8 protein-coding genes and 1 pseudogene are annotated in these 14281 nt (G+C 72.4%); 5 read left to right on the top strand and 4 right to left on the bottom strand.

What is annotated here, in order from left to right; genetic code table 11:
- The first annotated feature begins 2 nt into the window (after nt 1-2).
- The 4 genes from ACWCP0_RS19670 (at nt 3) to ACWCP0_RS19655 (ending at nt 4870) form a co-directional block, all read left to right on the top strand.
- On the top strand, nt 3-1529 hold the full coding sequence (locus tag ACWCP0_RS19670) for an alpha/beta fold hydrolase (RefSeq protein WP_451080068.1): 1527 nt from the start codon (nt 3-5) through the stop codon (nt 1527-1529).
- A gap of 146 nt (nt 1530-1675) precedes the next feature.
- A complete protein-coding gene (gene tdh / locus ACWCP0_RS19665; protein WP_451080067.1) occupies nt 1676-2704 on the top strand; it encodes an L-threonine 3-dehydrogenase in 1029 nt (342 codons plus the stop codon).
- Nucleotides 2705-2765: 61 nt separating this feature from the next.
- Nucleotides 2766-3959, top strand: coding sequence for a glycine C-acetyltransferase (locus tag ACWCP0_RS19660; protein ID WP_451080066.1), 1194 nt, complete (start codon nt 2766-2768; stop codon nt 3957-3959).
- On the top strand, nt 3956-4870 hold the full coding sequence (locus ACWCP0_RS19655) for a LysR family transcriptional regulator (RefSeq protein WP_451080065.1): 915 nt from the start codon (nt 3956-3958) through the stop codon (nt 4868-4870). The genes ACWCP0_RS19660 and ACWCP0_RS19655 overlap by 4 nt, the downstream gene beginning before the upstream one ends.
- A gap of 239 nt (nt 4871-5109) precedes the next feature.
- Here the strand turns inward: ACWCP0_RS19655 and ACWCP0_RS19650 are convergent, their stop codons facing one another.
- The 4 genes and pseudogenes from ACWCP0_RS19650 to ACWCP0_RS19635 all read right to left on the bottom strand — a co-directional run bounded on the left by ACWCP0_RS19650 (nt 5110) and on the right by ACWCP0_RS19635 (nt 13200).
- Nucleotides 5110-8841 (bottom strand): S8 family serine peptidase, encoded by a 3732-nt coding sequence (locus tag ACWCP0_RS19650; RefSeq protein WP_451080064.1) that lies wholly within the window; start codon nt 8839-8841, stop codon nt 5110-5112.
- Nucleotides 8842-9274: 433 nt separating this feature from the next.
- The gene (locus ACWCP0_RS19645) at nt 9275-10060 is read right to left on the bottom strand and encodes a GNAT family N-acetyltransferase (RefSeq protein ID WP_451080063.1); all 786 of its coding nucleotides are present in this window, start codon (nt 10058-10060) and stop codon (nt 9275-9277) included.
- Nucleotides 10061-10133: 73 nt separating this feature from the next.
- Nucleotides 10134-11417 (bottom strand): annotated as a pseudogene (locus ACWCP0_RS19640) (pyridoxal phosphate-dependent aminotransferase); the annotation flags it as partial.
- A gap of 151 nt (nt 11418-11568) precedes the next feature.
- Nucleotides 11569-13200: an acyl-CoA synthetase gene (locus tag ACWCP0_RS19635; RefSeq protein ID WP_451080147.1), complete on the bottom strand. Its 1632-nt coding sequence runs from the start codon at nt 13198-13200 to the stop codon at nt 11569-11571.
- Nucleotides 13201-13382: 182 nt separating this feature from the next.
- On the opposite strand from ACWCP0_RS19635, the gene ACWCP0_RS19630 reads away from it, so the two are divergent.
- Nucleotides 13383-14183, top strand: a complete 801-nt coding sequence (locus tag ACWCP0_RS19630) for a crotonase/enoyl-CoA hydratase family protein (RefSeq protein ID WP_451080062.1) — start codon at nt 13383-13385, stop codon at nt 14181-14183.
- Nucleotides 14184-14281 lie beyond the last annotated feature (98 nt).

Raw genomic sequence — 14281 nt, 5'->3', positions numbered from 1 at the left:
GTATGCCGATCATCAGTGCGCCCGACGGGACCTCACTCGCTTACCACGTCGAAGGGGAGGGTGAGCCGCTGATCTGTCTGCCGGGCGGCCCGATGCGGGCCTCCGCGTACTTCGGCGACCTCGGCGGGCTCACCGCGCACCGCACGCTCGTCAAGCTCGACCTGCGCGGCACCGGCGACTCCGCGATGCCCGCCGATCCTGCCACCTACCGCTGCGACCGGCTCGTCGACGACGTCGAGGCGCTCCGCGCACACCTCGGACTCGACCGCGCCGACTTCCTCGCGCACTCGGCCTCCGGCAATCTCGCCGTGCTGTACGCCGCTGCGCACCCCGCCCGCGTGCGCTCGCTGGCCCTCGTCACCCCGAGCGCCCGCGCCGTCGGCGTCGTGGTCACCGACCAGGACCTGCGGGACGCCGCAGCCCTGCGCCGGGGCGAGCCGTTGTACGACGAGGCACTGGCCGCCCTGGAGGAGTACTTCGCCGGGCGTGACCCGCACGAAGTGTGGTCCGCCGTCGAACCGTTGATGTACGGGCGCTGGGACCGTACCGCCCGGGAACACGCCGCCGCCGACGCGCACCAGGCCAATCCGCAGGCGAGAAGCGCCTACTACGCCGACGGCGCGTTCGACCCGGCGGCCACGGTGAAGGCCCTGACGGCCCTGGAAGCCCCGGTCCTGGTCCTCGCGGGCGAGTACGACGTCGATCTCACCCCCGCCCGCGCCGCGGAGGCGGCCGCGCTGTTCCCGCACGCCGAGGTGGCCGTCCAGGCGGGCGCGGCGCACTATCCCTGGCTGGACGACCCCGGAGCATTCCGCCGTACCGTGGCCGCGTTCCTCGATCCGGACGTGCACAGCGTCACGACGCCCGACGGCGTACGCCTCGCCTACCGCGTCCGGGGCGCGCCGGACGCCCCGCCCGTCGTGCTGGCCCATGGGCGAGGCGGCAGCGCCCGCGAGTGGGCCGGCATCGCGGAGCAGCTCGCGGGCACCCACCGGGTGTACGCCCTCGACTTCCGCGGCCACGGCCTCAGCGACTGGCCCGGCAGCTACGGCTTCGACGTCTTCCGCGAGGACCTGCGCGCCTTCATCAGGGCCCTGGACATCGAGGGCACCGCCGTCGTCGGCCACTCGATGGGCGGCATCGCCGCGTACCTGCTCGCCGCCGACGCACCGTCGCTCGTCGGCCGGCTCGTCGTCGAGGACGCCCCCGCGCTCTTTCCGCTGGACCCGCCGCGCCCCGCGGCCGAGCGGCCCGAGGACGACACCGACTTCGACTGGCCGGTCGTCCCGGCGACCGACGCCCAGCGCAACGCCCCGGACCCGGGATGGCGGGAGGCTCTCGGTGCCGTCACCGCACCGACCCTCGTCATCGCGGGCGGCGCGACCAGCCATGTCAACCAGGAGGAGCTTGCCTGGCTCGTCGAACAGATTCCCGATGCGCGGCTCGTCGCGATCGACGCGGGCCATCTGATCCACGAGACCAGGCCCGCGGAGTTCCTGGCCGCGATCAGGGATTTCGGCCTCGCGTGAAGCTCCGCTGTCGGCCCGCTTAAGAAATCCTCGATGGACCGAACGCTCCCGGGTCGGCAGATTGGTGCGCGTCCATCGACCCGCACCGGCGCACCCGAGCCGTTGTACCTGGTCAGCACCGCCCCGCCATGCCTGGAGCCGCACCCATGAAGGCACTTGTCAAGCAGCACGCCGAGCCCGGGCTGTGGCTCATGGACGTACCCGAGCCGGAGTACGGCCCGGGCGACGTGCTGATCAAGGTGCTGCGTACCGGCATCTGCGGAACCGATCTGCACATCCGCTCCTGGGACGGCTGGGCCCAGCAGACGATCGACACGCCGCTCGTCATCGGCCACGAGTTCGTCGGCGAGGTCGCCGCGATCGGCGCGGACGTCGAGGACATCGCCGTCGGCGCCCTGGTCAGCGGCGAGGGCCACCTCGTCTGCGGCAAGTGCCGCAACTGCCTGGCCGGCCGTCGCCACCTGTGCCGCCGCACCATCGGACTCGGCGTCGGGCGCAACGGCGCCTTCGCCGAGTACGTCACCCTGCCCGCGTCCAACGTGTGGGTGCACCGCACCGAGGTCGACCTGGACGTCGCCGCGATCTTCGACCCGTTCGGGAACGCCGTGCACACGGCGCTGTCCTTCCCGCTCGTCGGCGAGGACGTGCTCATCACCGGCGCGGGCCCGATCGGCGTCATGGCCGCGGCCGTCGCCCGGCACGCCGGCGCCCGCAACGTCGTGATCACCGACGTCAGCGAGCCGCGCCTCGAACTGGCCCGCAAGGTCGGCGCCACCCTCGCCGTCAACGTCGCCGAGACCGACATCGCCGAGGCCCAGCGCATTCTCGGCCTGAAGGAGGGCTTCGACATCGGCCTGGAGATGTCCGGCCGGCCCGAAGCGGTGCGCGACATGATCGACAACATGACGCACGGCGGCCGGATCGCGATGCTCGGCCTGCCCGCGCAGGAGTTCGCCGTCGACTGGTCGAAGATCGTCACCTCGATGATCACGATCAAGGGCATCTACGGCCGCGAGATGTTCGAGACCTGGTACGCGATGACGGTCCTGCTGGAGGGCGGCCTGGACCTCGGCCCCGTCATCACCGGCAGCTACGGCTACCAGGACTTCGCCGCCGCCTTCGACGAGGCCGCCACCGCCCGCAGCGGCAAGATCATCCTCGACTGGACCGCCTGACCCTCCGGCCCGGCCCGCAGCCACCCTCGAGCTCGCAGCCACCCCCTCAAGGGAGAACCACATGTACGCGTCCGTACGCGACGACCTCCGCGCCACCCTCGACGAGATCCGTGCCGCCGGACTCCACAAGCCCGAGCGGGTCATCGGCACCCCCCAGTCGGCGTCCGTCGCCGTCACCGCGGGCGGTGCCCCCGGCGACGTACTGAACTTCTGCGCCAACAACTACCTCGGCCTCGCCGACCACCCCGAGGTCATCGCCGCGGGCAAGGAGGCCCTCGACCGCTGGGGCTACGGCATGGCCTCCGTCCGCTTCATCTGCGGCACCCAGGAGGTCCACAAGGAGCTGGAGCGACGGCTCTCCACCTTCCTCGGCCAGGAGGACACGATCCTCTACTCCTCCTGCTTCGACGCCAACGGCGGCGTCTTCGAGACGCTCCTCGGCCCCGAGGACGCCGTGATTTCCGACGCCCTCAACCACGCGTCCATCATCGACGGCATCCGCCTGTCCAAGGCCCGCCGCCACCGCTACGCCAACCGCGACCTCGCCGACCTCGAGCAGCAGCTCAAGGAGACGCAGGACGCCCGCCGCCGGCTCATCGTCACCGACGGTGTCTTCTCCATGGACGGCTACGTCGCTCCGCTCCGCGAGATCTGCGACCTCGCCGACCGCTACGACGCCATGGTCATGGTCGACGACTCGCACGCCGTCGGCTTCGTCGGCCCCGGCGGCCGCGGCACCCCCGAGCTGCACGGCGTGATGGACCGCGTCGACATCATCACCGGCACCCTCGGCAAGGCCCTCGGCGGCGCGTCCGGCGGCTATGTCGCCGCCCGCGCGGAGATCGTGGAGCTGCTGCGCCAGCGCTCGCGCCCGTACCTGTTCTCGAACTCCCTCGCCCCGGTCATCGCCGCAGCCTCCCTCAAGGTCCTCGACCTGCTGGAGTCCGCGGGCGACCTGCGCGAGAAGCTCGCCGCGAACACCGCGCTCTTCCGCACGAAGATGACCGAGGCCGGCTTCGAGATCCTGCCCGGCGACCACGCGATCGCCCCCGTGATGATCGGCGACGCCGCCGAGGCGGGCCGCATGGCCGACCTGCTCCTCGAGCGCGGCGTGTACGTGATCGGCTTCTCGTACCCCGTCGTCCCGATGGGCCAGGCGCGGATCCGGGTCCAGCTCTCCGCCGCGCACTCCACCGAGGACGTGGAGCGGGCGGTTGCCGCCTTCGTCGACGCCCGGGCGACAATGGCCGGGTGATCGACCCCCGCAGGCTCCGCATACTGCGCGCCGCGGCGGACCACCGTACGGTGACCGCCGCGGCCGCAGCGCTGTATCTGACCCCCTCGGCCGTCTCCCAGCAGCTCGCAGCGCTGGAACAGGAGACCGGCCACACGCTGCTGATCCGCAGCGGCCGGGGCGTACGCCTCACGGCGGCCGGCGAGATCCTGCTCGCCCACGCCAACGCGGTGCTGTCCCAGCTGGAGCAGGCCGAGGCGGAGCTCGCCGCCTACGCGGGCGGCGCGGCCGGCGAGGTCACGGTCGCCGCCTTCGCGACCGGCATCGCCGAGGTCCTCGCCCCCGCGATCGGACGGCTCGCCGACCAGCACCCGGGCATACGTGTACGGGTCAGGGACGCCGAGGGCGACGAGAGCCTGCCCATGGTCCTCGACGGCGAGGCCGACCTGGCCCTCGCGGTCGAATACCGCGGGGCTCCGCACGAGGACGACCGCCGCCTCGCCCGTGTCCCGCTCTACGCGGAGCCTTTCGACGCGGTCCTCCACTCGTCCCACCCGCTGGCCGGTGACGACCAGGTGGAGCTCGCCCAGCTGGCCGACAGCGACTGGATCGGCCCCTACCCGGGCAACCCCTGCCACGACGTGATGCTCCTGGCCTGCGAACTCGCCGGCTTCGAGCCACGGCTCCTGCACTCGTCCGACGACTTCCGCGCCGTCGTCGCCCTGGCGGGCGCGGGCGCGGGAGTGGCCCTCGTACCGCGCTCGGCACTGCGCGGCATGGAGCTCAAGGACACCGTCGTCCTCCCCGTCGCGGGACCCGCCGCCACCCGCCGCGTCTTCGCCGCGGTCCGGCGCGGCGCCGAGACCCACCCGCTCCTCAGCCCGGTCCTCGAGGCACTGGCCCGATCGGCGGCGGGCCTGTCCACCGACTGACCCCCCGCAGCCCGCACGCCGGCCTCGGCGGGGAAGCGGGCCTCCCCGCGGCGCACCTGCGGACCGGAACTCCTCCAGCACGATCGGCGGGGCGTTCCGCACGAAGCGCGCAGCGCGGCCGACGTGCGGCCCGCGGGAGGGTGTCGTCATGGCCGACGTGGCGGGGCTGACAGGACGGTGCGGGCCGACCACCGGGCCGGCCCGCACCGTTGCGGCTTCCCGTCAGCGCCCCGTGCGGGCTACCCGGCCGGCCAGTGCGGCCACGCCGGGGCGTACGTGCACCAGTACGCGGGGCAGCCGACCCGGTAGGCCCGGGTGACCGTCTCCGTGACCGACGCGCCGGAGCGGTCCTCGGCAGTCACCTTCAGGGAGACCCAGCCGGTCTTCATCGCCGGCACGGTCACCTGCCGGTCGCCGTCCCGGCCCCGGACCTTCGCCGACTGCCAGGTGGCGCCGTCGTCCGTGGAGTACTGCACCGACACCCGCTCGATGCCGGCGCCGCCGGTCACCCCCGCCTGGCGGCCGATGCCGAGCCCGAAGGTGAACTCCCGGTCCTCCGGCACCGAGTTGTCGCCGTCGAGCCCGGCCACGTCGTAGCGCGTGTCGAGCAGCGGCAACGGACGCTCGCCACCGGTGTGCTCCGAGCGGAACCGCCAGGTGTCCGTCACCCGGGTGCCCAGCGTCCACTCCGCGTGGTCGCGGTGCGCGGACGAGGTGAGTTCGTACCACTGGCCACGCGCGGGCACGTCGAAGACCCCCTGCCCCGGCTCGTCGTTCCGGGCGAGCACCTTGCCCGAGCCGTCGCGCAGCACCGTCTCGCCGGACTCCAGATCCCGTGCGGGATCCGACTGGTGGCCCGCCGCGTCCGAGAACATCGGCAGCGCAAGACGCAGCTTGTCCCCGTCGCGGGTCGCCTGCGCCCGGCCGTCGGGTCCGTTCACCGAGAGCGACGGGTTGAAGGGCCCCGTCAGCCAGTTGTCCGTGACCGTACGTCCCTCCCGGTAGACCGTCGGGTTGGTGTACTGCACGCCGAGCGGCCCGTCGGCGTCGATCGCGTACTCGAACGTGGCCGTCGTCCACGGAACATCGGGCGTGTAGTACGCCGTCATCCGGTGCGGTGCGCGGAACAGCGTCGACTGCTGGGCGAGACGCAGGCCGCTGTGGGTCACCCAGCCGTAGATCCCCTTGGGGTCGTTGGGGAACCCGGTGGTGCGGAAGCTGTGGTCCACGCGGGCCAGGTCCCGGCGCCGGTCCTGCCAGTGCGCACCGGCCGGCACCCCGTCGTCATGGGTGTGGAAGGTGAAGTAGGTGCGTTCGCCGTTGCGCTCACCCTTGATCCGAAGGGTCACCCCTCCCTCGGCGAGCCGCTCGCGCAGCAGCGCCACGCCGTGGGCGTCGGTGCCCAGCGTCGGGTCGGCCGCATCGATCGACGCCGACCCCGCCAGCAGGATCGCAGCCGGCTCCTGTGCCTTGACCGCCTCGTAGCGCCGGGTCATCTCCTCCCAGCCCAGACTCCAGTCCGACTCGAGGAGAACGATCCGGTCCTTGAGCTCAAGACCCGACAGGTCCCCGCCGAAGCCCGCGTCGGTGACCCGCTTCTCCAGGTCCCACTCCAGCCGCTGCCACGTCATCAGCCACACCGGCACGTCCACCGGGGTGCCGGAGCCGCCGACCGTCGTCGCGAGGACGTACGGCTGCTCCCAGGAAGCGGCGGAGAAGTACGTCAGCCCCGGTATCCGGGCGCTGCCCACGGCGTACGACTTGTACGCGCCGTTGTAGAGGGGCGCGGCCAGCCCGACCGGGGCGCCCGCGCCGGTCGACGAGACCAGCCCGGTCGCCGACCCCCACTCGTTGATCCGCATCTCCGGGTCGTCGATGCCCATCGTGACCGGCTTCGCCGCGGACATGTCGGTCTTCAGCGTCCGGTCGCCGGTGAGGGCGACGCGCCGGGCGACGGCGACCGATGTCTCGGGCACGCTCGCCCTGCCGTGGCGGACGTACTCCCACACCCCGCCGAACACCCGGTAGTCGCCGACCGGCAGCCGGATCTCCTCGGGGGCCGTGGTGAGGCCGACCAGCTGTGCCTCGCCGGTCTTCTCGTTCTGGACCACCAGGTTCGTGTACGCCACCTCGACCCCGGGCCGCAGGGCGGCGGGTTCGAGGGTGAGCGTGGCGGTCGGGCCCTCCGCGTCGACACCGACGGGAGTGCGCACCGTGCTGCCGTCACTGCCGCGCGCGGTGATCCAGGCGCTGTGGGCGCCGGCGGTTGCCCGGCGCGTGTCGATCCGGACAGTCGCGTCGGCGGTGCCGCCCGCCGGGACGGTCAGCTGCCGCGAGGCGAGCGAGACCGGTGCCGTTCCGGCGAGGGAGAGGCTCAGCCGGACGTCCTTGCCACCGCTGTTGCGGTAGGTCACCGTGCGGGTCGGACTGCCGCTGTACGGCCAGGCCAGCTCGGTGGAGACCGTGGTGGGGGAGGCGGTGATCCGGGACGAGACCGCGCCGGGCACGTCCACGCTGCCCGCGCCCTGCTCGTACGCGTCCGCGCCGTCGACCGGGTCGGCGGCGCCGACGAGCGCCGCCTTGAGCCGCTGCGCGTCCCAGTCGGGGTGCTGCTGCTTGAGGATGGCGGCCGCCCCGGAGACGTGCGGGGTCGCCATGGAGGTGCCACTGATCGTCGCGTAGAACTCGCTGTCCGCGGCGCCGTTCAGGGTGCCCGCGGCGCGGGCGGCGGTGATCGCGCTGCCGGGCGCGGTGATCTCGGGCTTGACGCCGCCGTCGGCCACCGCGGGTCCACGGGAGGAGAACGACGACATCTCCCCCTCCTTGGTGATCGACCCGACGGTCAGGGCGCTGGGCGCGGCGGCCGGCGAGCCGATGCTGCCCGGCGTGCCCTCGTTGCCCGCCGCGACGACGAACAGCGGTCCGCCGTCCCTGGACAGGGTCTCGACCGCCTGCGAGAGCGGATCGCTGCCGTCGCTCGGCAGGCTGGAACCGAGGCTCATCGAGACGATGTCGGCGTCCTGGGCGGCCGCCCACTCCATGCCTTCGAGGATTCCGCTGAAACTGCCGGACCCACCCCCGTCGAGCACCTTGCCGATCAGCAGCTCGGCCCCCGGCGCAACGCCCTTGTACCGGCCCTGCGAGGCGGCACCGCTTCCGGCGACGGTCGAGGCGACGTGCGTGCCGTGGCCGTTGAGGTCGGTGACGTTCTCGTCCCAGGTGAAGTTCTTCTCCGCGGTGACCTTGTTCTTGAGGTCGGGGTGGGCCGGGTCGTACCCGGTGTCCAGCACCGCGACCCTCACGCCCTTGCCGTCGACACCCTTGCGCCAGACGTCGGGCGCGCCGGTCATGGCGACGGAGCGGTCCAGGCTCGCCTCGACCTTGGCGTCCAGCCAGAGCTTCGCGGACGCTGCGGCGCGGGACTTCCCGCCCGCGGCCGCGAGGAAGCCCCGCCAGGCTGTGGCCGCCTCGGACTTGCGCACCGTACGGGCCGTCAGCCCCAGCTCGGGGAACGTGTCCCGCAGCGCGGACCCGCGCAGTGCGGGGCCGGCCTGCGCCGTCGCGATCAGCGGGATGTCCGCCCGGGCGGCGTCGTCGTACCCCTGCGCGGCGAGCGCAGTGACGTCGAAGAGCTGCCGGTCCACCCGCCCGTCGGCGAGGGCCTGCGTGGCGTCGACGGGGATGACGTACTCGTGGTCGTTGATCCTGGCCCGGGTGAACGCGATGTGGCCCCGGCCCTCGCCCGGGGTCACCCCGCTGACCTGGAGGCCGCTCCCGCTGCCGGTGAAGCCGACCCGGTCGCCGCTGACCAGTGTGACGGTGCGCTGCCCGGGCGCCGCCGCGGGCGGCGACGCCGCCGAACGGCCGGCCCCGGAGCCGGGCTCCGGCTCGGCTGCCGCCGGCAGCCCGGTGGCGAGCAGCGCCACCGCGGTGGCCGCGATCACGGCCGCGGTCCTCGATCTGGATCCCATCCCCTGTACCAACTCCCTGAAGGCGCTGCCACGAACGAGCGACACCGGCGTGTGCCGGGGCCCCATTCAAGCCAGGAGTTGACGCCGTGCCAGATGGTGGAATTGGCGAATAGATGCCATGGCACATGTTCGCCAGCTGCCCCACCGGGCCCCGGCTCGACACCCCCGCAGTCGGCACACCGGCAGAGACGGCTGCGGTCTCGTGCCCCGGCCCGCACTGCGCCGCAAGCGGCCGCGCTGGTTCCCGAGTGGGAGGCGGGTCGGCCCGTGCTCCGGATGCCGGAAAAGGGCCGCACCGGTCTGGGGCGGAGCGCCAGCGCCGGCGCCGGCACCGGCACCGGCACCGGCACCGGCACCGGCACCGGCACCGGGATGGGGATCGGGATCGGGATCGGGATCGACGGAAGCAGGCCCCCGATCTGCCGTCGCCGCGTCAGCGGCCGTGCACGTACGGCGTCGTCGTGCTCAGCGCCGCGAAGCCGAGGCGTTGCAGAATCGGCCGGCTCGTCGGCATCGCGTCCACCTGGAGCCAGCGGTACCCCCGGTCCGCCGCCACCCGGGCGCGGAAGGCCACCGAGGCGCGGTAGATGCCGCGGCCGCGCCACTCCGGCACCGTCCCGCCGCCCCACAGGCCGGCGAAGTCCCTCCCCGGCGGCAGCTCCAGCCGCGATGAACTCACCGGCACGTCACCGGCCATCGCGACGACCGCGACCAGCGTGGCAGGGGCGGCGGACAGCTGGGCGAGGAGACGCTCCCGCAGCTGGGAGCTGTCCGTGCCGAACGCCTGCTCGTGGACCCGGGCCACGAGGTCCACGCCCGCCGGGTCGGTCACCCGGCGCAGCTCGACGCCCTCCGGCAGGTGACCGTCGACCGGCAGCTCGGCGAGGGCTCCCGTCCCGGCGACCAGCAGCGTCTCCTCCGGCTCCGGGACGAACCCGGCGGCGAGCAGCCGCTCCCCGAGATCGGCCGGCCGGTCGTGTGCGTAGAGCTTCCACTCGAACTCGCGCCCGAGCGCGGCGAAGTGCCGCACCTGCTCCGCGATGACCGCGTCCGCGGTGGCCGCCTCCAGGCCCGACCAGAGAACCCCGTTCCAGTCGTGCTCCCCACCCGTCTGCCGCACCACCTCGCCCACACGCTCGACCCGCGCCCCGGGGCCGTCGGCCGGGGCGCCTTGCCGCATCTGCCGGTCGTACAGTGCCAGCACCGCATCGTGATCCATCCGATCACTCCAGCACCGGCCGACGTCCGCGGCAACGGAATTCCGGGTGGCCGGCGTCCGGTCAGGCCCTCCATATCAGCCGGTCCACCGCGGGCGTCCCGGAGGCGTACGGGAGCGCGAGCGCGGGCATCGGACCAGGGCCCTGCCCCGGCCCTGGCATCTGCCCTGGTCCCGGCACCGGCACCAGCCCCTGGGCGCCCGGCGCGACCTGCGTCCCGTAGAGCGTCCGTTCCAGCCCGGCCACCAGCCGCTGCACATCCGTCTGCGGTCGCACCACGAGCCGCAGATAGCGGCTGGAGCTGCCGACCTTGTTGCCGCACTCGCGGACCAGGACGCCGTGCTCCTCCAGCAGCCGGTCGCGCAGCGCCGCACCGTCGACGCCCTCCGGCAGCCGCACGTACACGAAGTTCCCCTGCGAGGGGTAGACGGTCAGGCCCGGCAGCCGGCTCAGATGCCAGATCATCTCGTGGCGGTCGCGCTGTACCAGCCGCAGGCTGTGCGCGTACTCCAGCCGGTGCTCCTTGAGCATGAACACCACCGTCTCCGCGAAGGAGTTGAGGTTCCACTTGGGCAGCGCAGCCCGCACCTTCCCCGCGAGCCCCGGATTGGCGACGAGATAGCCGAAGCGCACACCGTGCAGGCCGAAGTTCTTGCCGAGGCTGCGCAGCACGATCGTGTTCGGGCGCAGTACGGCGTCCGCGACGACGCTAGAGTCCGCCTCGGCGTCGGCGAACTCCAGGAACGACTCGTCCACGACGACCAGGTCCAGATCCTGCAACTGGTCCAGGAGCGCGAGGACCCCGTGCCGGGGCAGCAGGCCGCCGTCCGGGTTGTTCGGGTTGCAGATGACGGCCGTACGCGAGCCGCGCGTGCGCACGAAGTCCACGAACGAGGCCGGATCGAGTGCGAACCCGTTGGACTCGGGCAGCGGGAACATGTCCACCCGCTTGCCCGTCTCCATCGGCTGGTCGGTCCACCGCCCGAACGTCGGGACCGGCACCGCGAGGGACTCGCGCACCAGCAGATGGTCGATCCAGGTGATCAGCTCGGTCGAGCCGTTGCCCATGGCGACGGTCTGCGGATTGAGGCCGAGCACCGAGCACAGCTCGGCGGTGATCGTGTCCGCACCGCTCGGGTAGTACGTGAGGATCTCCCGCAGCCGCTCGCCCAGCTCGTCGAACATCTCGGGCGTCGGGAAGTACGGGTTGCAGGGGATGCAGAAGTCGGTGATCGTCTGCCCGCCCCCTTCCCCGCCGCCCGGCGCCGAGGCCCCGGCCCTGCTCAGGGTGAAGTACGAGGGGCTGTGCGCCGTGGACGCGCGGAAGAGCTCGGTGACATTGCTGCCGGCTTCGGCCATGGGGTTCCTCCGGAGGTGGCTGGCTGCTGCCTGCCGGGGAATACGTACGTCCGCACGACCGTGCTCAACGGAAGTGACGCAAGGGGCGGTCGAGGCGGCCCCGCACGGTCGAGGCGGCCCCGCGCCCGCCGCCACGGGCGTACCTCACCCGCTACTGCGGTCGACCTTCGCTGTCCGCCGTCGCCACCGCCCGTGCCCACCGGTAGTCCGCCTTCCCGCTGGGGGAGCGCTGGATCGCCGGCGTGATCACCAGCTGCCGGGGAATCTTGTACCCGGCGAGCCGGCTGCGGCAGTGCGCCTGCACGGAGTCCAGGTCCAGCCGCCCCGCGCCCTCGCGCAACTGCACCACCGCCGCGACATGGTTGCCCCATTTCGCGTCGGGTACGCCCGCGACCAGCGCGTCGTACACGTCCGGATGGGCCTTGAGCGCCTGCTCGACCTCCTCCGGGTACACCTTCTCGCCGCCGGTGTTGATGCACTGGGAGCCCCGGCCGAGGACGGTGACGATGCCCTCCTCGTCGACCGTCGCCATGTCACCGAGGAGCACCCACCGCTCGTCGCCCTTCTGGAAGAAGGTCTCGGCGGTCTTCTTCGGGTCGTTGTAGTAGCCGAGCGGAACATGGCCGCGCTGCGCGATACGCCCGGGCTCGCCGACCGCGACCGGCGCGTACGTGGCCGGGTCGACCACCTGCGTACGGGCGTTGACGCGCAGCCGGAAGCCCTTGTCCGGGCCGGAGTCGTCCGTCGCCGTGCCGTTGAAACCGGACTCGGACGAGCCGAAGTTGTTCAGCAGCATCACGTTCGGCGCGAGCGCCGTGAACTGCTTCCGCACCGTCTCGGACATGATCGCGCCCGACGAGGAGACGCTGAACAACGCGGAGAGGTCCGTCCCCTTCAGCGGCCCGTTGAGCGCGTCGACGATCGGCCGCAGCATCGCGTCACCGACCAGCGAAACGGAGGTCACCCGCTCCTTCTCGATCGTACGGAGCACCTCTTCGGGCACGTACTTGCGATGCAGTACCACCCGCTGACCGAAGTTGAAGCCGATGAACGCGGTGAGCGTCGACGTACCGTGCATCAGCGGGGGAGTGGGGAAGAAGGTGATGCCGTCGCCGCTCGCGGCCACCCGCTCGGCCAGCTCCTCGGGGCGCTTCACCGGGTCGCCGGTCGGTGCGCCGCCGCCGAGCCCGGAGAAGAAGAGATCCTCCTGCCGCCACATCACGCCCTTGGGCATACCGGTGGTGCCGCCGGTGTAGATGATGAACTGGTCGTCCGCCGAGCGCAGCCCGAAGCCGCGCTCCGGCGAACCCTCCGCCTCCGCGTCCGCGAAGGCCGTGCAGTCGAGTGCGGGCGCGCCGCCGGCCGGGGTCCCCACCCGGACCAGATGCCGCAGCTTCTCCGTCCGCGGCAGGGCGGCCGCGACCCGTTCCGTGAACTCCGCGTCGAAGACCAGAGCGGCGAGGTCCGCGTCGCGGTAGAGGTAGACCAGCTCCTCCTCCACGTAGCGGTAGTTCACATTGACCGGGACGATGCGCGCCTTGAGGCAGCCCAGGACCGTCTGCAGGTACTCGACGCCGTTGTAGAGGTGGAGCCCGAGGTGCTCGCCGGGCTTCAGCCCGGCGCCGGCCAGGTGGTGGGCGATGCGGTTCGCGGCGGCGTCGAGCTCGGCGTAGGTGAGCCGGCGCTCCGCGCCCGTACCGGGATGGTCGACGTACACGAGCGCCTCGCGGTCCGGGACCACGTCCACGACCGACTCGAACAGGTCGGCAAGGTTGTACTCCACCATTCCTCCTGACCGTGGTCCGCACTCGGCGCTGACAACTGCCTCGGAGCGGTCATTAGAGCGCCGCCGCACGCAACTGGGAAGGGGTCCCGCACAAGAAATCTGACTGTCTGTCAGAAAACTATTGAACTGGACCCCGGGCTCCTGCAACCTGTTCTAGGTCTTGAGACGGGAGGACGGTCATGGCTGGTACGGAACACCTCACCGTGCAGCGTGAGGGCGCCACACTGGTGCTCACGCTGAACAGGCCGGAGGCGAAGAACGCACTCTCACTGCCGATGCTCGTCGGGCTCCACGACGGCTGGCTCGAGGCCGACGAGGACGACGGCATCCGCTCGGTCGTCCTGACCGGCGCGGGCGGCGCCTTCTGCGCGGGGATGGACCTCAAGGCCCTGGCCGGGAAGGGGATGGAGGGCGAGCAGTACCGGGACCGGCTGAAGGCCGACCCCGATCTGCACTGGAAGGCGATGCTGCGCCACCACCGCCCGCGCAAACCCGTGATCGCGGCCGTCGAGGGCTACTGTGTGGCCGGCGGCACCGAGATCCTCCAGGGCACCGACATCAGGGTCGCGGGCGAGAGCGCCACCTTCGGACTCTTCGAGGTCAAGCGCGGCCTCTTCCCGATCGGCGGCTCGACCGTACGGCTCCAGCGCCAGATCCCGCGCACCCACGCCCTCGAAATGCTCCTCACAGGCCGCCCCTACACGGCGGCGGAGGCCGAACGCATCGGGCTCGTCGGCCACGTCGTCCCCGACGGCACCGCACTGGAGAAGGCCCTCGCCATCGCGGACCGGATCAACGCCTGCGGCCCGCTCGCCGTCGAGACGGTCAAGGCGTCCGTCTACGAGACCGCCGAGATGACCGAGACGGAAGGCCTCGCGGCCGAACTGAAACGCGGCTGGCCCATCTTCGACACGGCCGACGCGAAGGAGGGCGCCCGCGCGTTCGCGGAGAAACGCGACCCGGTGTACCGCCGAGCGTGAGTTCTTCCCACCCCGCCCTTCCCGGCTGCGTCGACGTGCGCGGCTCCGCCGCGTGAGGGGCTTCACCCCCTTGGGAGCCCGTCCGGCGGGGAGGACGG

This window comes from Streptomyces sp. NPDC001970 (assembly GCF_053594115.1).
The sequence above is the reverse complement of the archived record's forward strand: the minus strand, read 5'-3'. Positions and strand labels throughout refer to the sequence as shown.

Coding starts and splice junctions, on each gene's coding strand:
- ACWCP0_RS19630 (WP_451080062.1), top strand. CDS start 13,383: ATGGCTGGTACGGAACACCTCACCGTGCAGCGTGAGGGCGCCACACTG.
- ACWCP0_RS19645 (WP_451080063.1), bottom strand. CDS start 10,060: ATGGATCACGATGCGGTGCTGGCACTGTACGACCGGCAGATGCGGCAA.
- ACWCP0_RS19650 (WP_451080064.1), bottom strand. CDS start 8,841: ATGGGATCCAGATCGAGGACCGCGGCCGTGATCGCGGCCACCGCGGTG.
- ACWCP0_RS19660 (WP_451080066.1), top strand. CDS start 2,766: ATGTACGCGTCCGTACGCGACGACCTCCGCGCCACCCTCGACGAGATC.
- ACWCP0_RS19670 (WP_451080068.1), top strand. CDS start 3: ATGCCGATCATCAGTGCGCCCGACGGGACCTCACTCGCTTACCACGTC.
- tdh (WP_451080067.1), top strand. CDS start 1,676: ATGAAGGCACTTGTCAAGCAGCACGCCGAGCCCGGGCTGTGGCTCATG.